16 protein-coding genes and 2 pseudogenes are annotated in these 24,538 nt (G+C 65.5%); 11 read left to right on the top strand and 7 right to left on the bottom strand.

All coding sequences use genetic code 11. The features are described 5' to 3' along the window. The first annotated feature begins 33 nt into the window (after window positions 1-33). Together DOL89_RS17105 and DOL89_RS17100 are read left to right on the top strand one after the other, a co-directional pair. Window positions 34-1,011 (top strand): 2-hydroxyacid dehydrogenase, encoded by a 978-nt coding sequence (locus DOL89_RS17105; RefSeq protein ID WP_119680597.1) that lies wholly within the window; start codon window positions 34-36, stop codon window positions 1,009-1,011. Window positions 1,012-1,098: 87 nt separating this feature from the next. Beyond that, the gene (locus DOL89_RS17100; protein WP_119680596.1) at window positions 1,099-1,785 is read left to right on the top strand and encodes a fumarylacetoacetate hydrolase family protein; all 687 of its coding nucleotides are present in this window, start codon (window positions 1,099-1,101) and stop codon (window positions 1,783-1,785) included. 85 nt (window positions 1,786-1,870) lie between these two features. Here the strand turns inward: DOL89_RS17100 and DOL89_RS17095 are convergent, their stop codons facing one another. From DOL89_RS17095 to DOL89_RS17070, 6 genes and pseudogenes are all read right to left on the bottom strand, one after another. Further along, on the bottom strand, window positions 1,871-2,062 hold the full coding sequence (locus DOL89_RS17095; RefSeq protein ID WP_119680595.1) for a hypothetical protein: 192 nt from the start codon (window positions 2,060-2,062) through the stop codon (window positions 1,871-1,873). Window positions 2,063-2,171: 109 nt separating this feature from the next. Further along, window positions 2,172-3,485 (bottom strand): OmpA family protein, encoded by a 1,314-nt coding sequence (locus DOL89_RS17090; RefSeq protein ID WP_119680594.1) that lies wholly within the window; start codon window positions 3,483-3,485, stop codon window positions 2,172-2,174. Beyond that, window positions 3,451-4,260 carry a hypothetical protein gene (locus tag DOL89_RS17085; RefSeq protein WP_119680593.1) on the bottom strand — a complete coding sequence of 270 codons (810 nt, stop codon included), beginning with the start codon at window positions 4,258-4,260 and terminating at the stop codon, window positions 3,451-3,453. Before DOL89_RS17085 ends, DOL89_RS17090 begins: the two co-directional genes overlap by 35 nt. A gap of 262 nt (window positions 4,261-4,522) precedes the next feature. Continuing rightward, a pseudogene (locus DOL89_RS17080) lies at window positions 4,523-4,897 on the bottom strand (transposase); the annotation flags it as partial. A gap of 98 nt (window positions 4,898-4,995) precedes the next feature. Continuing rightward, window positions 4,996-5,505: an invasion associated locus B family protein gene (locus DOL89_RS17075; protein ID WP_162937617.1), complete on the bottom strand. Its 510-nt coding sequence runs from the start codon at window positions 5,503-5,505 to the stop codon at window positions 4,996-4,998. Between the two features lie 65 nt (window positions 5,506-5,570). Further along, a complete protein-coding gene (locus tag DOL89_RS17070; protein ID WP_119680591.1) occupies window positions 5,571-9,731 on the bottom strand; it encodes an autotransporter outer membrane beta-barrel domain-containing protein in 4,161 nt (1,386 codons plus the stop codon). 333 nt (window positions 9,732-10,064) lie between these two features. Between DOL89_RS17070 and DOL89_RS17065 the strand changes: the two are divergent. Then, window positions 10,065-10,885 (top strand): annotated as a pseudogene (locus DOL89_RS17065) (IS5 family transposase). 232 nt (window positions 10,886-11,117) lie between these two features. On the opposite strand, the gene DOL89_RS17060 reads toward DOL89_RS17065, so the two are convergent. Continuing rightward, window positions 11,118-13,751 (bottom strand): nucleoside hydrolase-like domain-containing protein, encoded by a 2,634-nt coding sequence (locus DOL89_RS17060; RefSeq protein WP_119680590.1) that lies wholly within the window; start codon window positions 13,749-13,751, stop codon window positions 11,118-11,120. Window positions 13,752-14,341: 590 nt separating this feature from the next. Here DOL89_RS17060 and DOL89_RS17055 point away from each other — a divergent pair. The 8 genes from DOL89_RS17055 to DOL89_RS17020 all read left to right on the top strand — a co-directional run bounded on the left by DOL89_RS17055 (window position 14,342) and on the right by DOL89_RS17020 (window position 24,510). Continuing rightward, on the top strand, window positions 14,342-15,346 hold the full coding sequence (locus DOL89_RS17055) for a bile acid:sodium symporter family protein (RefSeq protein WP_119680589.1): 1,005 nt from the start codon (window positions 14,342-14,344) through the stop codon (window positions 15,344-15,346). Between the two features lie 84 nt (window positions 15,347-15,430). Then, window positions 15,431-16,219 carry an undecaprenyl-diphosphate phosphatase gene (locus tag DOL89_RS17050; protein ID WP_119680588.1) on the top strand — a complete coding sequence of 263 codons (789 nt, stop codon included), beginning with the start codon at window positions 15,431-15,433 and terminating at the stop codon, window positions 16,217-16,219. A 182-nt stretch (window positions 16,220-16,401) separates the two neighbouring features. Further along, a complete protein-coding gene (locus DOL89_RS17045) occupies window positions 16,402-17,019 on the top strand; it encodes an outer membrane protein (protein ID WP_119680587.1) in 618 nt (205 codons plus the stop codon). 248 nt (window positions 17,020-17,267) lie between these two features. After that, on the top strand, window positions 17,268-17,672 hold the full coding sequence (locus DOL89_RS17040) for a hypothetical protein (RefSeq protein WP_205574718.1): 405 nt from the start codon (window positions 17,268-17,270) through the stop codon (window positions 17,670-17,672). A gap of 214 nt (window positions 17,673-17,886) precedes the next feature. Further along, window positions 17,887-18,666, top strand: a complete 780-nt coding sequence (locus DOL89_RS17035; protein WP_119680585.1) for a sporulation protein — start codon at window positions 17,887-17,889, stop codon at window positions 18,664-18,666. 465 nt (window positions 18,667-19,131) lie between these two features. Next, window positions 19,132-19,899 carry an ImuA family protein gene (locus DOL89_RS17030; protein ID WP_119681332.1) on the top strand — a complete coding sequence of 256 codons (768 nt, stop codon included), beginning with the start codon at window positions 19,132-19,134 and terminating at the stop codon, window positions 19,897-19,899. Further along, window positions 19,811-21,334, top strand: coding sequence for a DUF6504 family protein (locus DOL89_RS17025; RefSeq protein ID WP_119680584.1), 1,524 nt, complete (start codon window positions 19,811-19,813; stop codon window positions 21,332-21,334). The genes DOL89_RS17030 and DOL89_RS17025 overlap by 89 nt, the downstream gene beginning before the upstream one ends. Continuing rightward, window positions 21,331-24,510 carry an error-prone DNA polymerase gene (locus DOL89_RS17020; RefSeq protein ID WP_119680583.1) on the top strand — a complete coding sequence of 1,060 codons (3,180 nt, stop codon included), beginning with the start codon at window positions 21,331-21,333 and terminating at the stop codon, window positions 24,508-24,510. The genes DOL89_RS17025 and DOL89_RS17020 overlap by 4 nt, the downstream gene beginning before the upstream one ends. The last annotated feature ends 28 nt before the right edge of the window (window positions 24,511-24,538 follow it).

Raw genomic sequence — 24,538 nt, 5'->3', positions numbered from 1 at the left:
GTCGTACATCGAAGCTTGCCAGAGGGTGCATCCATGATTGAAACCGAGCGCGCGCATATCCTGAGCATGGGCGAAATGATGCCGGACGTCGAAGAACAGCTCGACCGGCGTTTCCATGTTCATCGCTCAGCAAAATCCGGCCTGCAGCAGATCGTCGACGCCTATGGACCGCTGATCCGCGGCATCGCGACCCGTGGTCGGGAGCCGACGACTGCCGATCTGATCGCCCGCCTACCCGCCCTGGAAGTCGTGGCGAATTTCGGCGTCGGATACGACTCCATCGACCTTGCGGCGGCCGCGGAGCGCGGCATTGTTGTCACGAACACACCGGACGTGCTCAACGACGAGGTCGCGGATTTCACCCTTGCCCTCCTTCTATCCACCATCAGGCGGCTACCGCAGGCTGACCGGCATGTGCGCACCGGTCGCTGGTTGGAGAGCGCTTTTCCTCTCAGCCCCACCCTGCGGGGGCGCACGGTCGGAATTCTGGGCATGGGCCGTATCGGCAAGGCTGTGGCGCAGCGCATCTCCGCCTTCGACGTGCCGGTCGTCTATCATGCGCGGCGCGAACAGGAGGGCCTTCCGTACCGCTACTACCCGACGCTTCTCGCCATGGCGCAGGAGGTCGACACCCTGATTGCCATCGTGCCGGGCGGAGCTGCGACGCGGCATATCATCAATGCCGAAATCCTTTCCGCGCTCGGCCCGAACGGCATCTTGATTAATGTCGCGCGCGGGTCCGTCGTGGATGAAAGCGCGCTCATCGCGGCGCTGCAAAACCGCACCATTTTGGCTGCAGGCCTGGATGTCTTCGCCAATGAGCCGCATGTTCCCGCCGAGCTGATCGCGCTCGACAATACCGTACTCCTGCCCCACATCGGCTCGGCCACGCACCATACCCGCGGACGCATGGGACAGCTGGTGGTGGACAACCTGATCTCCTGGTTCAGCGGAAACGGCCCGATCACGCCGGTGCCGGAAACACCGTGGCAAGGACCGTCGCGTCCCTAGACAGACGCCGGCAAGGCGGTTCCGCCACTCCCCCGGTTGGATCTCAAGTCGTTCGTCGGCCCGACCGTAAGCAAAGAGGCAAAGCCCATGCAGTTCGTCATTCCCGCCCCCGAGCAGCCCGGCATTCCCGTGAAGGGCGCGACGGCGCGCTTTCCCGTCCGGCGCATCTTCTGCGTCGGCCGCAACTATGCCGACCATGCGCGGGAGATGGGCGGGGATCCGACGCGGGAGCCGCCCTTCTTCTTCATGAAGCCGGCCCATGCGCTGGTCACCGGCGACGCCCCGGTGCCCTACCCGCCCGGCACCAGCAACCTGCATCATGAGGTGGAGCTGGTGGCCGCCATCGGCACGGCCGGCCGCGACATCGCGGTGGAGCGGGCGCTGGACCATATCTGGGGCTATGCCGTCGGCAACGACCTGACCCGGCGCGACCTGCAAGGTGCGGCCAAGGGCAAGGGCCAGCCCTGGGAAGTGGGCAAGGCCTTCGACCATTCCGCCCCGGTTTCCGCCCTGATCCCCGTGGCTGAGGCCGAGCATCCGGCCAAGGGCGCCATCCGCCTGTCCGTCAACGGCGCGGTGCGGCAGCAGGGCGACCTGTCCGACATGACCTGGAACGTGGCGGAGGTCATCGCGCACCTGTCCCGCCTGTTCGAGCTGCGCCCTGGCGACCTGATCTTCACCGGTACCCCGGCCGGCGTCGGAGCGGTGACCGCAGGCGACGAGATGGTGGCGGAGATCGAGGGCATCGGCCGGCTGGTCACGCGCGTGGAGTGACAGTGCCCGGAGCCTGATCGGAGCGTGCAACCTGCTGGCACCCTTTTGGCGTCGGCGCCTGGATGGGCGCTGACATCAGCAGGTTTCAGCTCTTCGGGGGCACGATCCCTTCAGGCGCCGACGTCCCCCGGTCTCCTGCGTCGCCCTTCCCGGCCGTGGGCTTGGAGCTTTCCGACGTCTTGTCGGCCCCATGTTCTGGACCGATTTCCGCCCCCTGGCCCCGCTTCGCCGCCTCGGACTGGTCCTGCTTCGTCCATTCGCCCTGGTTCTTGCTCATTTCGGCCTCCAGTTAAGGTTCGTCAGACAACAGGTCCGATCGGCCTGCATCACGACCCCGGAGGATCACGTCGGACGTGAACTGCCGGCCCTTGAACGGGCTCTTCCTGCTAAGCGGTGAGGCCGCATGCGAAGGGCTGGAACTCGACTCTCCGGTCCAGGGCGTCGGACGAATCATCCCGGCCGGTGCCGATGATCAGATGGTTCGATCCGGCGCCGCGGGCGAAAGTCCGGGATTGTAGAAGCGGGACCTCCTCGATCAATTCGGCTCGCACCCGCTCGGCGCGTGCCAGGGACAAACGCTCATTCAAGGCAACAGGGCCTGTGGCGCTGGTGTGTCCGATGAGGCCTAGACACTTCCCTGACAGATCGGTTCCCCGGGCAAGTTGACGGACCCACATGGGATATTGCCCGGTCACCGCCGCATCCTCGAGAAAGGCCGTGGAGCTTGGCTGGAACAGCATCTGCATCGCCAATCGCTTATGGCTGAGGCCGAAGTCGACGAGCCCGGTGAACGCGAATTCGGCTTCCTCCAGCCGGCCCAGCTTGAGCTGAGCCAGATACAGTCCGTTATGCACCCTCAGCTGATTGCCCATGGCTGTGCGCCGTGCGGATTCATAAAGGGACAGGGCATCGTCGAACGCTCCAGCCTCATAGGCCGTGATCGCCTCAGCCACCAGCGCTGCAGCGAGAATTCCGTCCAGATAGGAGGTCGGCACAGGGCCGCCGATTCCGGTCAGGCAGGTCTGCAGATAAGCGCTCATCCCCCGATCCGCTACCCAGACAGGGCTCTCCCGGAAAAAGCCGGTCGGGGTCGCATCCACCTGCGCAGCATCAGCCCAGGCCATGCTGTGGCCGATCACCTTGCCCGTCCGAAGATCCGCCAGCGAGAACCAGATGCGGTGGGCAACAGGCTGCCCCGGTTCTAACCCATTCGGGGTTACGCCGCGAATACTCCCGACAAGAACCACCGGGGAGGACGCCAGCGTATCCGCATTCAGGGGACGGAGTTCATAGGCCGGCTGCTTCTGCCGGATATGCTCCTCAAGAAGGTCCTGCATCGTGCGGGTCGCCACGGTCTGTGCCCCGGTTACGCCATCGACCAGCGGGTCGACCGCAACGACGCGGGAAGCCGTACGGTATCGGGCCGGCACATTGGCGAAGAGCTCCTCCGCTGCCTGCTCCACAGCCACTTGCAACGGCAACACCTCACCTGCCGGAGGCGGGGAAACTGCTCCCGCGGGTTGCGGAAGCGCCGACATGTCGGACAGGGTCTGCATGGCCATGGCGCCTTGCCGGGGCAGGTCGCCCCGCATGCAACCGCTGAGAAGCATCAGGATAATGAGGAGGCCGGGCAGGGCCGCGTAGCCGATCCGCCGTCCGGCATGATCAGCACATGCTGCGCAGAAATTGGCGGTGTTCATCAGAAAGACCTTCTCCAAGCTGGGCGCGCTGTAGAATGTCCTGACATCTCCTGTCCGGGGCAGCCGCGGCTGACTGGAAGGCCGGTGCTGCGGAGCGGGCCGCGGAAGACGCGGGAACGAGGTGCTGCACGGATGGTCGGGGCGGCTCCAGCATCGCCACAGGAAACGGAATTGCCGACTGGATTGCAGTCCACACCGGGACAGCGGTGGCCGACCCTATCGGGATCTGTGGAAGATCGACCGCGGTTCTGAGCGCCAAGGCAGGTGCCGGTTTCGCAGAAAACGGGCGCTCCTGCGTGCGCCACTCCGGCATGATCCCCAGTGCTCCAAGAGAGCAAACTACCATGACGACCGCGGCGAAAATCGCTCGTGTCACAGGACCTTTCCGACCAGCCGGTGATTGTACGCTGATCAGCTTTCCTGAAAGCACCGCTTCGATGTGCCGGGGAGAAAGCCCGGAACATTCGCCAGGGAGCATCTCGTCAAGTTCGCGTCCCAGTGCGAGCATTCCGGCCATGCGGAGATGGCGGCGGGCAACCGGAACATCGCGCAGACGCCGGTCATGGCTGATCGCTTGGCCGATCTCCTCCAGCAGCGAAGCCGTTGGGCCGATCTGGATCAGGGCAATACCCCGGGTCGGGTGGACCATCGCAAACACGCCGTCCTCGGCGCGTTGGTCGAGCAGCGCCCATTCGTCGAGTTCCGATGCCGCATATTGAACAAGCGCTTTGAAATTGTACGGACCCCGTCCGCTCCTCTCGCGCTGATCAGGCATTTGAATGCCTCCTTCAGCCAGCTCGGCGTATTTATTTCCCGACCGCCAACAGCCATCACAAGAGCAAGGCACGCAACAAGACCAAAATAGTAAGGCGGCGCCTTCTTATATTAGAAGACCTGGATTATTGAGCGCGTGTCTTCTTATCGCGTCTGAGATTGCGCGTTACTTCATCATGTTTCCGGCCCTGCCCCGGCCTTTCCCCACCTGGACCGAGAACCCGGCGGCTTCATCTGGTAGGCTCAGAGTCTATTTGGAAACCTTACCTGTGGCTGGTGTGGCGTATAAGGACGGAGCCCATGGCGAGGTGGATCATGGCCTCGGAGACGTCGGTCCGCTTTTCGTAATCACGGACCAGGCGACGCCAGCGGGTCATCCAGCCGAAGGCTCCTTCGACAACCCGGCGGCGAGGCAGGACCTTGAAGCCGGGCTCGTGATCGGTGCGGCGGACGACTTCGACGGCGAAGTCGAGGAAGCGGGCCTTGTCCATCCGCTTGCCCCGGTCGTAGGCACCATCGGCGAAGAGATGCTTCCCCCAGGGCCAGCGTTTCCGGATGGCGCCCAGGATGAGCTGCGCGCCCGCACTGTCGGAGATGTCGGCGGTGGTCAGGTTCACCATCAGCAGCCACCCATCCGTGACAGCGCCGTCGGCTGCGACGCCGACGGCAACTAGACTGCCGCGGGTTGATGCCTCACCCGCGATGCCGGGCCTTGCGCGCCAGGGGCAAGTGAATTTCAGCGCAGCGCGTCCATTCCACGCGCCAGTCCTTCGGGCGATATCTTGATTGTCATGATCTGCGCACTGCCATAGGGCTTGATCCCGACCTGGATGCGTTCGGCCTTGCGGAGCGCCGCGAGCGTTTGGCCGTCCAGCTGCAGGGCGGCGGTGCAGCCCTCCTGCAGGCATTGCTGGTAGGCGAGGGAGATCTGGGGAGCGTCGTCCAGTTTGAGGGCGATTCCCGCGCGCAAGTCGACGCCCAGGGGCAGCAGCAACACCAGGAACGGCTCCGCCGCCGGTCCCGGATAGCCGACCGACGCTTTCAGCAAGCGCGCGTTGTTCTCCCGCAGCAGCTGCACCTGGGACAGGAAGCAGCGGGTCGCCCCGTCCGGCCCCGTCTCGCATTCCACCGCCCAGTCGTCGAAGGTCGTCCCGGCCGGCGGTGCGGCCCGGGCGGAACCGGCGGCGAACAGCGACAGGGTCATAAGTGCGGAAGCGGCGGCGCGCACAATGAAAGTCCAGGACATCTCCGCCACGTGACAGTTGGCGGGCGGGCATGGCCGATGATCCCGGCCATGCCCGCCCGCGGGGTTCAGAACGACAGGCGCAACCCGACGGCGACGGTATGGTCGCTGTCGTCCGCGCGCAGTTCGCCGGCATAGCCGGCCGTGGCCTTCAGGGTGCCGGTGATCCGAACCCCAATGTCGGCGCCGACCGCCGCGGCGTCTCGACCCCGTTCGGCTCCGTCCACCTGGAAGATGGTCCCGGCGAAACCATGCACACCGCGGCCCCCGATGTCGCGGAAGTCATGCTGCCACGCGAGCAGGACAGTGGGCTCCAGCGTCAGGCCGCCGGCCTGCATCGCAGCACCCGCCCGGGCGCCGATGGAGCCGCGCAGCGCCGTGATGGTCTCCGGGGCGACGCGCAGGGACCAAAGGCCGGCATCGGTCTCCGCGAAACCGTCGCGCGCGACTTGTTCCCAGCGCAGGCCGACGCGCGGTTCGATCCAGACGGCACCGTGGTCGAACCGCCGGCCCGCGCCGATCTCGGCCGACACATCGTCGCCGCTGGCCGCGCCGTCGGACGGTGCGCCGCCGCCGATGACGAGTGTACGGCTGGTCTCGTAGCGGCTGAAGCCATAGGACAGCGCCCCGTCGACAAAGGCTCCATCGACCGCCCAGCCGGCGTAGAGGGTCGCTTGGTAGCTGTCCACGTCGCCCTCGCCGCCGGCGCTCTCGACCTCGCTGCGGAGGTAGCCGAGGGCAACGCCGGCGGTCACACCGTCTTCGGTGGCGAGCTCGCTGCCCATCATGGCGCCGCCGCTGCGCCGGGCGCTGCCGCGGGCCGTCTCGTCGGAATTCGTCCGCCCCCAGGACAGCAACGGCTTGCCCCAGACGCTGAGCCCTCCGGCCACGCGGGCGGCGGGCTTTCCGCCCTCGGCCCCCAGATCCGTGGCGCTGGCGATCATCTCGGACCGGCCAGCGATCCGGGCGGCGGCCAAGGTCCCGCCCCCGGCCCAGGCGTCGCCGCCACGGGCCGCGGCATGCCGGGACTCGATCACCTGGCCGAATAGGCGGCGGTTCGTTAGACCGGCGCTCAGCGTGTCGGCATGCAGTGTGCCCGCGAGCAGTTCCGTGGCTTCGGCAGCCTGCGCGCCTGTCAAGCCATACAGGCTGTCATAGAACTGCTTCTCCGCATCGGCGGGTCGGGCGCCGGCGGCCGGTCGGACAGCATCCAGCGCAGCGCCGGCGGCGCGCCCGGCGGCCGTCTGCGTCTGCCCGGCGGACGCCAGATCGCCATAGCTGCGCGGCGTCACCACCAGGGCAACGGTCTGACCGCCATACAAGACGTCGAAGCGCGCGCCGGCGGGAAGGCCGTCGGCGGGCTGGTCGATGGTTGCGAACGCCCCGAAGACGCCGCCTTCGGCCTGCACGATCGTGAAGGTCTGGCCGATGTCCGGGGTGTAGGTGTTGGCGGCATCGCCGGTGATGCCGCGCAGGATCGGGGTCAGCGTGCCCGCGGCGTTGAAGCCGCTGTTCGCGCCAGTCAGGACGATGCGATCATGCGCCCCGGCTCCCGCGCCGGCGGCGGGGCCATCGATCTCGACCTGGTAGGTGCTTGACGCGGTCAGGGTCAGCGGGGCCGAGAAGGTGAGCGTGCCCGGGGAACTGCCGGGGGCCAGGGTGCCTGAAACCACGCTCGATCCGAGGATCGTGCCGCTGCCGCCCAACCGGCCGTCATTCCCTACGACCAGGGGTCCCTCGACGCGACCGCCTGTGGCCACCACTAACCCGCCTTGCTGGACGACAAGGCCGCCGGTGTTGGCGAGGTCGCCGGAAACGACAACCGTTCCTGGGCCGTCGACCGTGAGAACGCCGCTCCCGCCGACAGAACCCGACAGCGTCACCGTGTTGCCGTCCGGATTGATGGAGCCGTTGGCGGACGTGACGGTGATGGCCTGGGGCAGTGTCAGGCTGGCCACCGGCTTCAGCACGCCGCCGGCGAAGGTGACGGTGACGCTCTCCACCGCCCTGTCGCCATTGGTGAAGACCGGCCGTGAGGTGTCGATCACCCCGTTGCCGGTCGGCGGCGCAGGTGCGGGCTCCGTCGGGGTCGGCGCGACCGGCGGCGGCGGAGGAGGGGGAGGCGGTGTCGGGGTCGGTTCGGTGGGCGTGGTCGGGGTGGTCGGAACAGGCTCCGTCGGGGCCGGTTCGGCCGGCGGTGGTGGTGGCGGCGGTGGCGGTGGCGGCGGCGGCGGCGGAGGAGGAGGAGGAGGAGGAGGGGCGGGAATGGTGGCGACCAGGACCGTGTCCGCGGCCGTGATGGTGTAGCCGTTGAGGTCCACCGATCCGATATGCGCCGCGCCCGAGGCGACGGTCCAAGTCAGAGTCTGGGTGCCCGCCACTGTGAAGACCGTGCCCGCGTAGTCCGGCGCTGCGCTGCCGGCCGCGCCGCGGATCAGAGCCACTGTCGCGCCGTTGGCGACATCCGTGCCGGTCACCGTCGGCGTGATGACGACCGTGCCGACGCCCGGCGCATAGTTGGCGCTGTTCATGGTGTTGACGATGTAGCCGGCGCCTGCGGCGCTCACCGCAAAGGCGATGCTGCCGGTGCCGGACATGTTGCCGGCCACGGTGAGGGTGTTCCCGCCCAGGTCGAGGACGCCGAGATTACGGAATGGGCCTGTAATGGTCGCCGCGGACGCGTCGAGCTTGAGAGTCGTGTCCGGGCCGGCGATCAGGACGCCTGCGCCGAAGCCTGCATTGATGTCGTGCCGCAGCCTCGAAATCCCGGCGCCCCTGAACTCGACGGAGCCCAGCGGGTTCACGCTGCCGAAGAGGCCGCCCGTCGTCGTGACGCCGCTGAAGGTCAGAATGCCGCCACCGCCGGGCGCGCCCTCCACCTGGCCGACGATGTTGCCGGAGGTCGTCAGGCCGTAGCCGGGATCATCGCTGAAAGAGATCGTCTCGGCATAGATGCTGCCGTCGATGGTCCCGCTCCCGTGGCCGCCCACGTTGAGCGCCTTGAGCGCGGCCGCGCCGGAGCCGACATCACCCTGGATCACCGCGCCGGAGCCCCCCCGGAACACGACGGTTCCGCGCCGATGCGTGGCGGTCGTGATGTCGCCCGTCAAGCTCGACCCGTCGCCGAGGTAGAGCGTGCCGTCGGCCGAGAAGCGGACGCTTGAGACATGGTTCGATGAGGACGCGGCGGTTTCGACCGTGGCGGCGGCATTGCCGATGGTGATCTGGCGTATCCGGTTGTCGGCGGTGCCGAGGCTGCCGCCCAGGATGTATGCGCCGCTGCCGGAAAACGAAATCCGGCCCTGTCCGCTCGTCCCGCCGGTCGTGGTTACGGCACCGATCCTGACATTCGGGCTGGAAATGGACAGCAGCCCGTCGGCGCCGAAGCTGACCAGGGCGCCGGTCGCGGCGTTCGGGCTGCCGGTTGCCGTGTCGAGCCGAGAGGCGGCGTCGAGGAGCAGGGTTCCCAGGCCGTTGACGGCCACCGCGTCGGCATAGACGGCCTGGGTCAACCTGACGATGCTGCCCGTCCCGCTCTTCAACTCCACCAATTTCAGTCCATGGGTGCCGGTGCCGATCGTCCCGTTCACCGTGGTCTGCGCGCCAGGATGAAAGCTGAGGGTGCCGGTGCCGTCGGCGGAGGTGGTGAAAGCGGCGTTGACGGTGCCGCCGCGGAAGGATGCTGTTCCGTCGGCACCGAAATTCAGGCGGTCGGCCGCGACATTGGCATTGAAGGTGGCGAGGGCGCCGTCGAGATTGAATAGCTTGACCCGCGCCGTGCCGCCCACAGCGCCGGTCACCGTTGTGCCGCTTCCGGCGCCGAATGTCAGGGTGCCGACGCTGCCGGTGCTGCCCGTCATCAGGACAGTGCTGATGGCGTTGACCGCTCCGTTCAGGATCAGCGTTCCATCCCGGTTGTTGGTGAAATTAACGTATGAATTCTGGAAATCCCCGCCGACGGTCAGGGTTCCGGCCTGGCTGAAGAAGGCGCCGGTGTTGGTTACGCTTCCCGTGATCCCCATGGCCCCGGTGCCGGCGATCACCGTGCGAAACAGGTTGCTCACGGACCCGTCCACCCCGGCGCCGTCGCCCGTGAGGTTGAGGACGCCGACGCCGGCCGCCGTTGCGGCGATGCTGCCGATCGTGACGCCCCCGTTCACTTGCGCAGAGCTGCTGGACGTCGCCCCATTCTCCGCCTGGAACTCGACGGACTGTCCAGGGCCGATCATAAAGGTGCCCGGCGAGGTGATTGTTATGTCCGCCGCATAGGCAGGTGATATTATTGCTGTGGTTGCGAGAAGTAGAGACAACACATGCGATAGATTGGGGCGGGGCATGGGTGGGACTCGGACATCGCGGATACAGAGCTGTAGTCTGTAGCAGATCGATATCAAAGTAGTTAATACGTATTTGTGATTTTCGGATCAGAGCGGAGCAGATCGGATGTTCCTGGGTTTTGGTCGTGTGCCCGAGATTGCGCGGATCGGCGCACCCCATCGGCAGTCCTCAGAGTCCGTTTGTAATGGCTTGAAGCCGGGCAGGCGGCGTGGTTCAAGCTCGGGATGAGGACCCGAGCGAACCGTGGCCGGATGTCCGAGATCGAGAAGAAGACAAAGCGCTACGCGACGGAACTGACCTGTGAGGAACGGTCGCGGATTGCGCCGTTGCTGCCGCCGAGCAAAGCCGGCCGGACGCGGGATATGGACCTGCGCGATCCTGAACGCGATCCGCTACATAGCCCGGTTCGGCGGGGGATGGCGGATGCTGCCCAAGGATATCCCGCCTTGGCGGACGGTCTACTGGTGGTTCCGGGTGTTTGTGCGCCGCCTGCTGTTCCGCACCATCCACGATGTGGCCCTGATGATCGACCGCGAGCGCGCCGGTCGGGAGGCGAGCCCTACTGCTGGGGTCATCGACAGCCAGTCGGTCAAGGCTTCCGCTGCGGCCAAGCGTGGGTTCGACGCGGGCAAGAAGATCAACGCTTGCCAAGCGCCACATTGCCGTGGACACGGACGGGTGGCTGCTGATGGTGAACCTGACCACCGCCGACATCTCCGACAGTGCGGGCGCGCAGCTCATCCTGGGCGCCATCCGGAAACGCTGGCCCTGGGGGAAGCATCTCTTCGCCGATGGTGCCTACGACCGGGGCAAGCGGATGGACAAGGCCCGCTTCCTCGACTTCGCCGTCGAAGTCGTCCGCCGCACCGATCACGAGCCCGGCTTCAAGGTCCTGCCTCGCCGCCGGGTTGTCGAAGGAGCCTTCGGCTGGATGACCCGCTGGCGTCGCCTGGTCCGTGATTACGAAAAGCGGACCGACGTCTCCGAGGCCATGATCCACCTCGCCATGGGCTCCGTCCTTATACGCCACACCAGCCACAGGTAGGGTTTCCAAATAGACTCTGAGCCCCCCTGGTCTCGGCCATGTAGCCGGCGAGGCGGGAAAGATTACCGACGGATACGCCGTCCATGACGAGGAGTTGCCCCAGGATCCGGTAGGCAGCATTGGCCATTGCGCGCCCTGTAACGGTCAAGATGTCCATCCCGATCCGTGAACGAGCGCAAATAGAATTCCGGCCGCAGGGTTTCCCCTGCGGCCGGTGCCGGATCATGCCTGGTTAGAGCTGGCCGTCGTTGTGCAGGCCGACAAGTTCCACCTCGACGCTGCCGGCCAGCCGACTGGCGATCGTGCCGTAGGCGGCATTGGTGAAATGTATGCCGTCATGGGCGGCCAAGCCTGCGGTCTTCGCCCCGAGATAAACATCGTCCATGCCGGAGATCAGCTTGGCCTGAGCCTCGCGTATTTTGTCCAGCGCTCCCACCGGGCCGTCCAGCCAGGCGCCGTCCTGCTTGAAGGTGCCCAGTTGCTGAACGAAGATCGGTAGATCGTCCCCGAACTGGTCCTGCAGGTAGGCGAACACCTTCTTAGTGGCTTTGCTGAAGTTGTTCACAACCGTGTTCAGGTTGCTCCAATCGTCCTTCACGGCCTTGGCGTCGGTTTCACCCTGGCCCCAGATGAAGCCGTCCAGATCCTTGCTGCCGAGGCCGGCCTTGATCTGGGAGATGGCATTCTTCAATGCCGGACCGGGCTTGTCCTGGCTAAGGTTCCACCAGTAATTCGAGCCATCCACCTTCTCGTTCGATGCGCTGCCCGATGTTGCGCCGTTGATCGCCTTGACGGCGCCGCCGAGCTTGGCTCCCAGCGCCTTTTCGAACACGTCGTTGCCAAGCGAGCCGCCGCTCTTGTCGCCAGCGCGCTTGAAGAAGTGACCGGCCGCATTGGACTGGCCGACAAAGGCGAAGGCGTCAAAATCGGCGTCCTTCAGATCGGAGGTCTGGGGCTTCGCCTCCTTGGCAGGCAAGGACACCGGTGCAGCGATGGAGGACTTCGGCGTCGGGGTGGAGCCGCTCGCGTTCTCCAGCTTTACCCAGTCGAAGCGGGCCTGTTCCCAGTTCTGCTGCACGCCGGACAGCACGATCTTGTCACCGTCCTTCAGCTCGACCGTGAAGCTGCGCACCGCCTCGTTATTGCTGCCGCCGTTTCCGGTCCAGGAATTCACGGTTTTGCCATTGACCTTCACGGCGAAGCTGGCTGCCCCATCGCTCTCGTTCAGCCAGCCTACGCTGACCTTGTAGGTGCCGGACGCCCCATCGAAGATGCCTTCGGCGGTACCGGAGCCATTCACCTTGATGTTGGCATCACCCGACGATGCGCCCCGGCTCTCAACCACATAGCCGCCCGACAGCTTCAGCTTCTCCGCCTCGGTGGTGCCGACCTTGAGCACTGGGCCGCTCGTAGACTGCGGAGCGGGGGTTGTGGTGGGCTTCGACGCCGTGCTGGTGCCGCTCGCCTTTTCCAGCTTTAGGGAGTCGATCCGGGCATATTCTCCCTGCTGCTGCGCGCCGGTGATGCTGATCTGGTCGCCAGTCTTAAGGCTTAGCTGGAAGGAGTGGTTCTCCATCTTGTCGCTGCCGCCCATGCTGTCACCGGTGAAGGTGTTCACCGTCTTGCCATTCACCTTGACTGCATAAGTTGCCTTGCCATCAAACTCGTCGACATGACGCACGGTCATCTTGTAGGTGCCGGTTCCACCAGTGAAGGTGCCGTTGGCCTCCCCCTTTCCATCGACCTTGATCTGGGCTCCGCCGGAGGCAGTTCCGGTCTTCTCGACCGAGTACCCGCCGGTCAGCTTCAGCTTTTCCGCCTCGGTCGTGCCGACGCCGATCTTGGCGTCGAAGGAAGGAGCCGGAGAGGAGGCAGGCTTGGACGGCGCGGATGTCGGCGCTTCGTCCTTGGCACCGCCATTGGGCGCCTTGGCGCGATCCAGGCGGGCGGCGAAGTCCTTGAGATAGGCGCTGCGGTCTTCAGCGACGGTCTTGGCACCAGCGTAAGAGCCGAGCTTGTCTCCGGACGCCTTGCTATCCGTCCAGTAGTTCGACGCCTTGCCGGTCTTCACGAACTTGCCGCCCCAGCCGTTGGCGCCGGGATTGTTGTTGTCAGCATTGTCCAGGAGATAGAGCAGCGAAGGTGTATCGCCCATCTTCAGGCCATCGACAGAGCCGGGGCCGTAGAGGTCGGTGGTCATCTTGTCGAAGTAAGCACCTAGCGCGCCGTGGCCCTTGGCGTTGGCGTCAATCCAGCCATTGTGGATCGAAGGATCGTTCGCCCCCGAAGAACTCACATACATGCCGCGGAAAGTGGAGTTGTCTTCGATCCACCAGAGCTTCTCGAACGCTTCGCCCTTATCCATGTTGTTGTAGATGTAGTTGCGGGCGTTCTTGTCGAATGTGGTGTTGGTGGACCCGATCGAGAGCAGGCGGATCTTGTTCACGATGTCCGGCGCGTCGTGCAGCGCCTGGGCGACATCGGTCATGGCACCCCAGGTCAGGATGTAGAGCGGATCGGACGCCGAACCCTCGCGGGCAGCCTCAATGATCGCCTTTGAACCGGCCGTCGCCTTGGAGTAGCCCGCGGACGGCTGGGCGCTGGTGGCTCCCTGATAGGTCATGGACTTGAGATAGCTCGGCGTTGGATAGTCCGAAGAATAGGTCTTCAGGTTCGCGTAATCCTTAGCGTAGGCATCGATCACCTCGTGGATGTCCTTGGCCCGGCCACCGTGCGGCGCCGGAGAGGATACGATCCCTTCAATCTTGATCTTGTCAGCATAGAGAAAGGCATGAACCAAAGACTGGTCATCATCTTTGTCGCTGCCGCCAATGTCGGTCGAGATGAGAACGCGAGGCTTCGCCATGTTTCGGTTCCTATGTCACGGCGCATGTGTGGTTTACATGCTGAGGTCTGCGCTACTTCTCACCTCGATGGTGCGAAGCTCTGAACAGCGCTGACGCTGGCCGCTAAAGGTTAACCGATTACTTAGCGAACAGGCTTGTAACGGAGAGCACGCCGGCAGGTCTCACGCCACGCGCCGCCTGTCACAGGGGCTAGGTGGCTGCTAATCGATTGAAGTAGATGAAAAATCGGTTGGGACTGGAAGCCACTTCCGAATGTGCGCACAGTGGTCGCTTCCCTTTCCGATCACGGTTTTGCCACACGCCAAAGATCGGGCTAGTGCCTCTACGCGCTTAGGCGTCTCTGGAAAAACACACTGTTCGGGACGATGCCCCTGTCGCAGGGGCCAAGCCTGGCAGCACTCCCCCTCAATGAAGAGGCGCGGTCTTTAAGGATGCTAGGTCCAAGGGCCTTGAGCATCGTAAAAGGCGTGGTGCCCGGATTAGGACGCAATCTGGCGCGTATGTTCTACGGAATCTGCTCTCCTGGCCGGCTTCCACCAGGCCCCCCTCTGTCGGTCAGGGACGGATTGAACAACGGCTTGAGGCAGAGTTGCGATTCCGGCTCCCCACTTCCATCATCGATCCTTTCCTGCTGCTGCTTCTGCTGACGGCAGGCCTTGCGGCCCTCTATCCGATGACCGGACAGGCGGCACGAACGCTTGATGTCGTGACGGACCTTGCCATTGCGCTGCTCTTCTTCCTGCATGGCGCGAAGCTGTCTCGAGACGCCATCCTGGCCGGCATCGGTCACTGGCGCCTGCATCTGACCGTATTGAGTTCTACCTTCATCGTGTTTCCGCTGCTGGGGCTTTCCATCACCCTGCTGTCCCCTGCGCTGGTCGCCCCTGCAATTGCCGCCGGGTTTCTGTATCTCTGCGTGCTGCCGTCAACGGTTCAGAGCTCGATCGCCTTCACCTCCACCGCAGGCGGCAATGTCCCGGCGGCGATCTGCAGTGCATCGCTTTCCAATCTCCTAGGAATGTTCCTGACCCCGCTGTTCGTGGCGATGCTGCTACAGCCGGAAGGCTCGGCCTCGGCTGCCCTGCAACTGGGAGCTATCCAGTCGATCCTTCTCCAGCTCCTCGTCCCATTCATGGCCGGCCATCTCCTTCGCCCCTGGATCGGCGGCGTGCTGGAACGGGCAAAGGCGTGGACGGGCTATACAGACCGCCTTTCCATTCTGCTTGTGGTCTACAGCGCCTTTGGCGCGGCCACGCTGGAAGGCCTCTGGACCGAGGTGGAGTGGGTGGATCTGGGAACCATCATTGCGGGCAGTGTGGCAATCCTGGCGATCGTCATAGCTTTCTCGACCTGGATCGCGGTGAAGTTCGGCTTCTCCCGCCCGGATCGGATCGCCTTGGTCTTCTGCGGATCGAAGAAAAGTCTGGTCTCAGGCGTTCCGATGGCGCGCGTCCTGTTTCCGGCGGCACAGGTCGGCGTGATCATCCTGCCCTTGATGATCTTCCACCAGCTCCAGCTCATCCTGTGCGCTTGGCTTGCCAGCCGTTATCGCCGGCAAGGCGAGTACAGTGACGCGACTGCGCTGTCCTGCTGAGTTCCACTCCCTCTTCCCGCTCGCGACTGGCGCCGCACGCCGATGTGCGGCGCGGCACCGCTCCATCTCAACCGGGATACCGGCATGGACCTTTTCACCCTTATTGTGCTGTCTCTTGTCCAGGGCATCACAGAGTTTCTCCCTGTCAGTTCGTCGGGGCACCTTATTCTCGTCTCCCATGTAACCGGTTGGGAGGATCAGGGGCTTCTGATCGACATCGCGCTGCACCTCGGGACCCTTGGAGCAGTCATGGCCTATTTCCGTGCAGACTGCCGCAGCCTGATTGGGGCGGGCCGTGCCATGGTCACGGGAAGCCGCAGCCCCGATACCCGTCTGCTCCGGTTGCTGACTGTGGCCACGCTGCCGATCGTGCTGGCGGGCTTCATGGCCAAAGGTCTCCTGGAGACAAGCGCGCGCCAGGAACATGTTGTGGCGGTGAGCACCATCGTCTTCGCCCTGGTACTCTATGCCGCCGACCGGCGGCACAGCTGCCGCGGCTTCGACGAGATCGGCTACCGCGACGCCATGGTGATCGGCGCAGCACAGGTTCTGGCCCTGATACCAGGCACCAGCCGGTCGGGAGTCACAATGGCGGCCGCCCGTTTCCTGGGTCTAAGCCACGAGGCGGCGGCGCGCTTCTCTATGCTGCTGTCGATACCGACCATCTGCGCAGCAACCCTCCTGGCGCTCGCCACCTTGGCAAGCGCCGGCAGCCAGATCACTGCTCCAGCTTTCTTCACGGCTGCACTGCTGGCCTTCGCGGCCGGCTATATCAGCATCGGCGCTCTGATGCACTGGTTGCGCCAGGCTGATTTCACGCCCTTCGTGATCTACCGCCTGATCTTTGGCGGAGCGATCCTGCTTCTGGCCTGAGGATGTGACGCGGAATCCAAGCCGGTCCTGCAGCAGCAAGCAATGGGATCAATCATCAGGCCTCACGCAAGGATGATCTCGCATCACCACGCGTTGGTTCAGCTGAGCTGCCCACGCAACCGGTCGCTCGCGAACTCAAGCCTTAATAGGCTGATAAGGTTATGAAATATGAAGGTGAATGAATGAGGAAGGTGATTACCGTTGCCCTGTTCGCGGCTGCGGGCCTGATCTTGCCCGCCCATGCGCAACAAGCCGGAGATTTCTACGTTCAAGGCAGTGTCGGCTCTTCCTGGGGGCAGAGCAGCCTTGGGCAGTCAGGCATCTGGGAGCTGTCCGCCGGACGTCACATGACCCGCAATATCCGGTTGGAGCTGGCCATAGACTGGCGGGACGGTTACCGCTTCGATGTGGATGGCGACGCAGCCGCATTCGGCAATACGGATGTAGACAGTGCCTCGTACATGGCGAATGTGTATTGGGACTTCTACGAGCCGCGCGGCAGGGCGCGGGGTCTGATACCCTATCTCGGCATCGGTGCCGGCCTTGCGCAGCATGAGACCAGGAATGTGGTGCTCAGGACGGAAACAGGCCCTGCAATAACCGCCCAAGGCAATAATGCAGACCGGTTCGGTTGGCAGCTAATGGGCGGAATGACCTTGGAAACCGGTGACTTCTCCTTTGCCCGTTTTGGCTACCGCTATCTGGATCATGGAACCGCGCGTCTCTCGATCAGTGACGGACCCCTGACACGCCGCGTGCAGGCGCATGAGCTGTCGGCAACGCTGGGCTTCCGCTTCTGATCATGGTCGGCCAACTCTGCCACGCCAGCTTGCTGAGGCAGAGTTGGCCGAGGCGGCGAACCTTCCCCGCCGGACCGAGCGGCCAGACTAAGGCGCGTAAGGAATGCGCAGGCAACCATGGCCTTGAGCAAATGGCGGCGCAGCCCGCGCCATACGCACTTTTGGCTTCCTATTTCTGCTGATACGCCTGCATTCGTTCATGGCCAGCCCCCTTCTGCCAGCCCTGCCCTGGCCGCACGGGTGAGGGCTTGCAGCAATATCCGCTGCCGGGCAAGCTGCTGCATCGCCCCGGTGCGCGGACCGCTTCGGCCCGTTCGCCGTTCTGCACTGACACGGTACGTCAATGTGCGATCGGAGTAATTATGGACGGCGTGGATTTCCAGAGCTTTGTTGGCGGGGCAATCGACTTCATCAGCAGTATGAGTGACAAGGCGGCCGACATGGATGGGCGCGTCGCCTTCGTGCTCGGCATGCTGACCTGGTTTGCGGTGGAGCAGGCTGTCCGCCGGCTGGCTGGTATTCTGCGATGGGCGATCCTGATAGGCGCAGTCGGGGCCGGGGGCTTCGCGCTTGTGACCTTGTTCACGCCTGCATTTGGGCCCGAGCATCCGGCTGCCAGTTCCACGGATCAGCCGAGTTCCAGCGGCGAGTGATGAACTGATCACGCCCTTCCCGCCGCGCAACGCCGTGCCGGGTCCAGGGCAAGGGCAGTCCGCTGATCCCTGAACCTGGGGCGCCTCATCCGCCGACTGAAGGCGGCAACGGCTCCGATGTCGTACTGCCAAGCGGAGCGGAATGGTTGATCATATCGATCTGTTATCGATGCAAGACCAAGCCTTTGCATAGTAGAACGGGGATGCGATCCGCATGATCAGCAAGATGCTCGCCCATATCGGCTACGGCGGAACCACAATCCAAACTCTGCTGGATAATGAAGCTACGGATCTTGGCGGCACATTGTGCGGCAGAATGATCATTCAGGCCGGAGCCGTGGACCAGGAGGTGACGGGAATCGCGGCGGAGCTTGTCACCGAGGTCAAGATCGAGGGCAGCGATACCAGGGTGCGGGAAAACCGCTGCATTGCGAATTACAGGCTCGCGGACCGTATCGCGCTCCGCGCTGGCGAACAGCGGGACCTGCCCTTCGCGATCGACCTGCCGCTGCATACGCCGGTGGCTCTGGGTCGAAAGTGCGCTCCGGTCTGGCTGCACACCCTCCTGGATCTTCCCCTGGCCGTGGATGCCGCGGATGAGGACCCGCTAGTCATCAATCCGGCGCCGGTTCAGATCGATACGCTGAACGCCATGCGTGAGATCGGCTATGAGCTGGTGAAATCCGACGCCGAATACCGGCCGCACTGGGGCGGGCCGCATGGCTTCGTTCAGGAGTTTGAGTTCCGGCCGGCGCATGGGACCGACAGCCTGCCTCATCCGGAGGTTGAGCTTGTCTTTCAGCCGGACGGCGATGGAGGTTTCGCGTTGCTGATGCAGCTCGACCGGGCTGCCAAGAACATTTCGGACACCATGGTGCAAGGCACCGGCACGGGTGACGACTGGCAGCGAATTCCGCTGCCGGGCAAGTTGCAAGGACCCGGCCAGCGTGCCATCGTCCATCTGCTGACCCCCCTTCTGATCGACGAGCGATGATTATTCGTCAGAGCTTCGACAGATCGGCTTTTCCAGAAAAGCTGCCTCTATTTTCTCGGAACCGGCGGAGGGGAGCCAATCTGCCGTAACCAGAACGTGGTTAACCTAAAGGATGTGGAAATATTCAAGGTGACTCGCCGCCTGTGCTGACGCCATAGGCTGGCTTCTTCAGCAGCCCTCAACAACCCTGGCCGGCCACACTGCCCCGAGGTACAGGCGCTCGACATGCCGGGCGATGTTGGTCAGGGCCGGAGTCTGAAGGGTCTGGGCTGCGATAGCAACCAGCACGCCAAATCACCGTGGTCGCGCTGGCGCAACATTATCCATCTCGTCGAGGCGGCGGCGCCTCTGTGACAATGCCCTCCGGAACCACCCGATGCAAATTTTGCAAGCCGGTGCGGGATCGTTGTCACGTTCATGTGTTCCTGTTATGTTCTCGTCCTTGCCTCCATTCGATTTTTCCATATGACCGTCTCCCTAGCCCAATTGCGCCAGCAGATGCAGCGGATCGAATGCCCCCAGCTTGGGCAACGATCCTGTCTGCCTTTCGGGGTAGAAGCGTTGGATGCGCATCTGCCTGGGGGTGGGCTCGCGCTGGGGGCTTTGCATGAGGTGGCGGGCGGCGGCGACCTGGGCACTGCTCATGGCGCTGCGGCGACGCTGTTCACCGCCGGCATCCTGGCCCGTATGGACGGGCCGGTGCTGTGGTGCGTTTCAGCCCCCGACCTGTTCGCCCCCGGTTTGGCCCAGGCAGGGCTGACTCCCGACCGGCTTCTGTATGCGGAGGCCGGAGACGACAAGACCACCCTGATCCTGGCGGAGGAGGGATTGCGCCATTCCGGTCTGGCCGCCGTGGTGGCGGAGCTGGAGCGGCTGCCCATGGTGGCGTCGCGACGACTTCAAGTCGCGGCCAGGAAGTCGGGCGTCACGGCCATTGCCCTGCGCCGTTGGAGAACGCCCCAGGCGGCTGCCACGGAGTTCGGGCAGCCGACATCCTCCACAACCCGCTGGCAGGTCACCGCCCTGCCTTCTACGCCAGCCCCGTTCCTTGCCCTGCTGAGCACGATCGGACGTGCGCGCTGGCGGGTGGAGCTGGTCCGCTGCCGCGGCGCCGATTCCAACTCTTGGGAAGTGGAGGCCTGCGATGCGCAGGGTCGTCTCGGTGAACTTGCCGACATGGCCGACGGACAGGCTGCGGCGGGCCTTGGGAGTCGGCGCGCCACCACGGGATAAGCCGCTGGTCCTGTCGGCCCGGCAGGCGAACCGGCAGGTTCTGACTGCGGTGGACCGGCCGGCGGCGATGCAGGGGCTTTGCCCCGGCCAGCCATTGGCGCGCGCCCAGGCCATGGTGCCGAACCTGCTGGTGATGGAGGCCGATCCCGAGGCGGATGCAAGAGCGCTGGAGCGGCTGGCCTTCTGGGCCATGTGCTACAGCCCGCTGGTTGCCCCCTGCCCGCCCGACGGATTGTGGCTGGATATTACCGGCGCCGCCCATCTGGTCGGTGGCGAGGAGCGGCTGTTGCAGAATCTGATGGACCGGCTGGCGGTAGCAGGAATGGAAGCCACGGCCGCTGTGGCGGAGACACCGGGCGCCGCCCATGCGCTGGCCCGTCATGGTTGCCGCCGCACACTGGTGGTGCCGCCGGGCGATGTTGCCCTCGCTCTTGCCCCCCTGCCCCTGTCGGCGCTGCGGCTGGCTGATGCGCTTGTGGCCGGGCTGAAGCGGATGGGCTTCGACACGATCGGCGATCTGGAAGCCGCCCCGCGCGCACCCTTGGCCCTGCGCTTCGGGTCGGAGCCGGGACGCCGCCTGGACCAAGCCTTCGGCCGCGCTGCGGAGCCGCTGGCCCCCATCTCTCCGCCCGAGCTGTTACAGGTCCGGGAAAGCTTCGTGGAGCCGCTGTCCACGGCCCCGGCGCTGTCCATCGCAATTGCCCGGCTGGTGGAGCGGCTGTGCGCCCGGCTGGTGGCGGACGGCACCGGTGTGCGCACGCTGGACCTGCTGTTCCACCGGGTGGACGGCACCTTGCAGGCGATGCGGGCAGGCACGGCCGAACCCGTCCGCGCCCCCGCCCGCCTGTGCCGCCTTCTGGGCGACCGGCTGGACCGGGTGGAGCCGGGATGGGGAGTGGAGGCGATGACCCTGTCCGCCCCGCTGGTGGAGCCCATGGGGGCTGTCCAGATCGGCAGCGGCCTGTCGGGAGAGGTGCCGGACGTCAATCTGGCCCCGCTGGTGGAAACGCTGGCCAGCCGCATCGGCCTGCGCCGCCTGTATCGCACCACGCCGGTGGACAGCGACGTGCCGGAACGGTCCACCCGCCGGGTCCCGCCGCTGGCCCTGCCCACCGTCCCCTCCTGGCCGGCCGAATGGCCGCGGCCAGCCCGCCTTCTGCCCCGGCCGGAGCCGGTGGAGACGGTGGCGCTGCTGCCCGACCATCCGCCTGTCGCCTTCACCTGGCGCGGAGTGCGCCGCCGCGTGCACCGCGCCGACGGGCCGGAGCGCATCTATGGCGAATGGTGGCGCCAGGATGCGGAGCTGCAGGCCGTGCGCGACTATTTCGCCGTGGAGGCGGAGACGGGGGAGCGATTCTGGCTCTATCGCTCCGGCGATGGCAGCGATTGCGCGACCGGCTCGATGCGGTGGTTCCTGCACGGATTCTTCGCATGAGCTACGCGGAGCTGCAGGTCACCACCCATTTCAGCTTCCTGCGCGGCGCCTCCTCGGCGGAGGAGCTGTTCGTGACGGCCGCCGCCCTGGGGCTGCCCGCCCTGGGCATCGCCGACCGCAACAGCCTGGCCGGCATCGTCCGCGCGCATGAGGCGGCGAAGACCACGGGCGTGCGGCTAGTCATCGGCTGCCGACTGGACCTCACCGATGGCACCGCCCTGCTGGTCTATCCCATGGACCGTGCCGGCTATGGCGGGCTGTGCCGGATGTTGAGCGTGGGCAAGGGCCGCGCCGGCAAGGGCGCCTGCACCCTGGACTGGGCCGATCTGGAGGAATGGTCGGAGGGGCTGCTGGTCATCCTGGTGCCCGAGCGGGCGGATGGGCGTAGTACGGAGCAGCTGCAACGGCTGTCCCGCATCTTTCCCGGCCGCACCTATCTGGCGCTGACCCTGCGCCGCCGCCCGGGTGACGCTCTGCGCCTGCATCGGCTGGCGGAAATCGCGGCCGGGCAGCGCGTGCCCACCGTCGCCACCAACGACGTGCTGTACCACTCACCCGAGCGGCGCATCCTGCAGGACGTGGTGACCTGCATCCGCGAGGGCTGCACCATCGACGAGGCCGGCTTCCGGCGGGAGCGGTTCGCCGATCGCTATCTGAAGCCGCCGGAGGAGATGGCGCGCCTGTTCCACCGCCATGGCGAGGCCGTCGCGCGCAGCCTGGAAATCGCGGACCGCTGCCGTTTCTCCCTGAACGAACTGCGCTACCAGTACCCGTCGGAAATCTGCACCCCCGGCCTGACCGCCCAGCAGTCGCTGGAGCGGCTGACCTGGGAGGGAGCCCAGCGCCGCTATCCTGCCGGCATCCCGCCCAAGGTGGAGGCGGCGCTGCGCCATGAGCTGCGCCTGATCGGGGAGCTGGAGTACGCACCCTATTTCCTGACCGTCCACAGCATCGTGGCCTTCGCCCGCGGTCAGGGCATCCTGTGCCAGGGCCGCGGGTCGGCCGCCAACTCCGCCGTCTGCTATGTATTGGGCGTCACCTCCATCGATCCGGAGCGCCACGACCTGCTGTTCGAGCGCTTCGTCAGCCAGGAGCGGCGGGAGCCGCCCGACATCGACATCGATTTCGAACATGACCGGCGGGAGATCGTGATCCAGTGGATCTACGAGACGTACGGCCGCCACCGCGCCGCCCTGACTGCCGTGGTCAGCCGCTACCGCGCCCGCGGGGCCGTCCGCGACGTGGGCAAGGCGCTGGGGCTGAGCGAGGATGTGACTGGCGCCTTGGCTGGCCAGGTCTGGGCATGGTCAGCGGAGGGGGTGGAGGACCGCCACGTCCAGGAGCTGAACCTGAACCTGGAGGATCGCCGTCTGCGCCTGACACTGGAGCTTGCCCGCCAGCTGATCGGCACGCCCCGCCATCTCAGCCAGCATCCCGGCGGCTTCGTCCTGACGCAGCACAGGCTGGATGAGCTGGTGCCGATCGAGCCGGCGGCGATGGAGGACCGGCAGGTCATCGAATGGGACAAGGACGATATCGACGTCCTGAAATTCATGAAGGTGGATGTGCTGGGGCTGGGCATGCTGGGCTGCATGCGCCGGGCGCTGGAGATGCTGGCGGACTATAAGGGCCTGCCTTTCGACCTCGCCACCATCCCGGCGGAAGACCCGGCCACCTATGCCATGATCCGGCGGGCCGACACGCTGGGCACCTTCCAGATCGAAAGCCGGGCGCAGATGAGCATGCTGCCCCGGCTGAAGCCCCGCACCTTCTACGATCTGGTGATCCAGGTCGCCATCGTACGCCCCGGCCCCATCCAGGGCGACATGGTCCACCCGTACTTGCGCCGGCGGGAAGGGCGGGAAAAGGTCACCTATCCCAAGCCGGAGCTGGAGCGGGTGCTGGGCAAGACACTGGGCGTACCGCTGTTCCAGGAACAGGCGATGCGGGTCGCCATCGAATGCGCCGGCTTCACGCCGGGGGAGGCGGACCAGCTCCGCCGCGCCATGGCCACCTTCAAATTCACCGGCGGGGTCAGCGCCTTCCGCGACAAGCTGGTGGCCGGCATGGTGGCCCGCGGCTACAGCCCCGACTTCGCCAGCCAGACCTTCCGCCAGTTGGAAGGGTTCGGCAGCTACGGCTTCCCCGAAAGCCATGCTGCCAGCTTCGCCCTGATCGCCTATGCCAGCTCCTGGGTGAAGTGCCATCACCCGGACGTGTTCTGTGCCGCCCTGCTGAACTCCCAGCCCATGGGCTTCTACGCCCCGGCCCAGATCGTGCGCGACGCCCGCGCCCATGGGGTGGAGGTGCGGCCGGTCTGCGTCAACGCATCGCGCTGGGATTGCACGCTGGAGCCGGCGGCCCCCGGCCGCTTCGCCGTGCGGCTGGGACTGCGCATGATCAAGGGCTTGGCCAACGCGGAGGCGGCGCGCATCGTGGGCGCACGGGCGGACCGGCCCTATACCGGTCCGGCGGATGTGCGCCAGCGCTCCGGCGCCGGGGTGGGGACGCTGATGCTGCTGGCCGATGCGGATGCTTTCGGCACGCTGGGCCTGTCCCGCCGCGATGCCACCTGGGCGATCCGGGCCTTACGCGACGACGCCCTGCCGCTGTTCGCCGCGGCGCAAGCCGCCGACACCGCCATGGGCCTGGAGCCCGCCGTCACCCTGCGCCCGATGGCGGAGGGTGGCGAGGTGGTGGAGGATTACCAGATGACGGGCTTGAGCCTGCGCCGCCATCCGGTCAGCTTCCTGCGGGGGGACCTTGCGGCCCAGGGTATGCGCCCTTGCGCCGACCTGGACATCCTGCCCGATGGGCGCTGGACCACCATCACCGGCATCGTGCTGGTGCGCCAGCGGCCGGGCAGCGCCAGCGGTGTGCTGTTCGTGACGATTGAGGATGAGACAGGGATCGCCAACATCATCGTCTGGCCCGCCCTGTTCGAACGGGAGCGGCGGGTGGTCTTCAACGCCACCATGATGGGCGTGCGCGGCCGGGTGCAGAAGGAAGGGGAGGTGATCCACCTGATCGCCGACCGGCTGATGGACCATTCCGCCTTACTGAAATCGGTGGGCGACCGCGATCAGCCGTCCTCCGCCGCCCCTGCCCGCAACATCTATATCCGCGACCTGCGGCTAAGGGCTGGCATCAATCCGCAGACGCGGGATTTCAAATAGTCCACTGGTTCCGAACCAAACCATCATC

This window comes from Indioceanicola profundi, from assembly GCF_003568845.1.
In the GTDB taxonomy this organism is placed as follows: Bacteria; Pseudomonadota; Alphaproteobacteria; order Azospirillales; family Azospirillaceae; genus Indioceanicola; species Indioceanicola profundi.
This window is presented reverse-complemented; position numbering and strand designations above follow the sequence as displayed.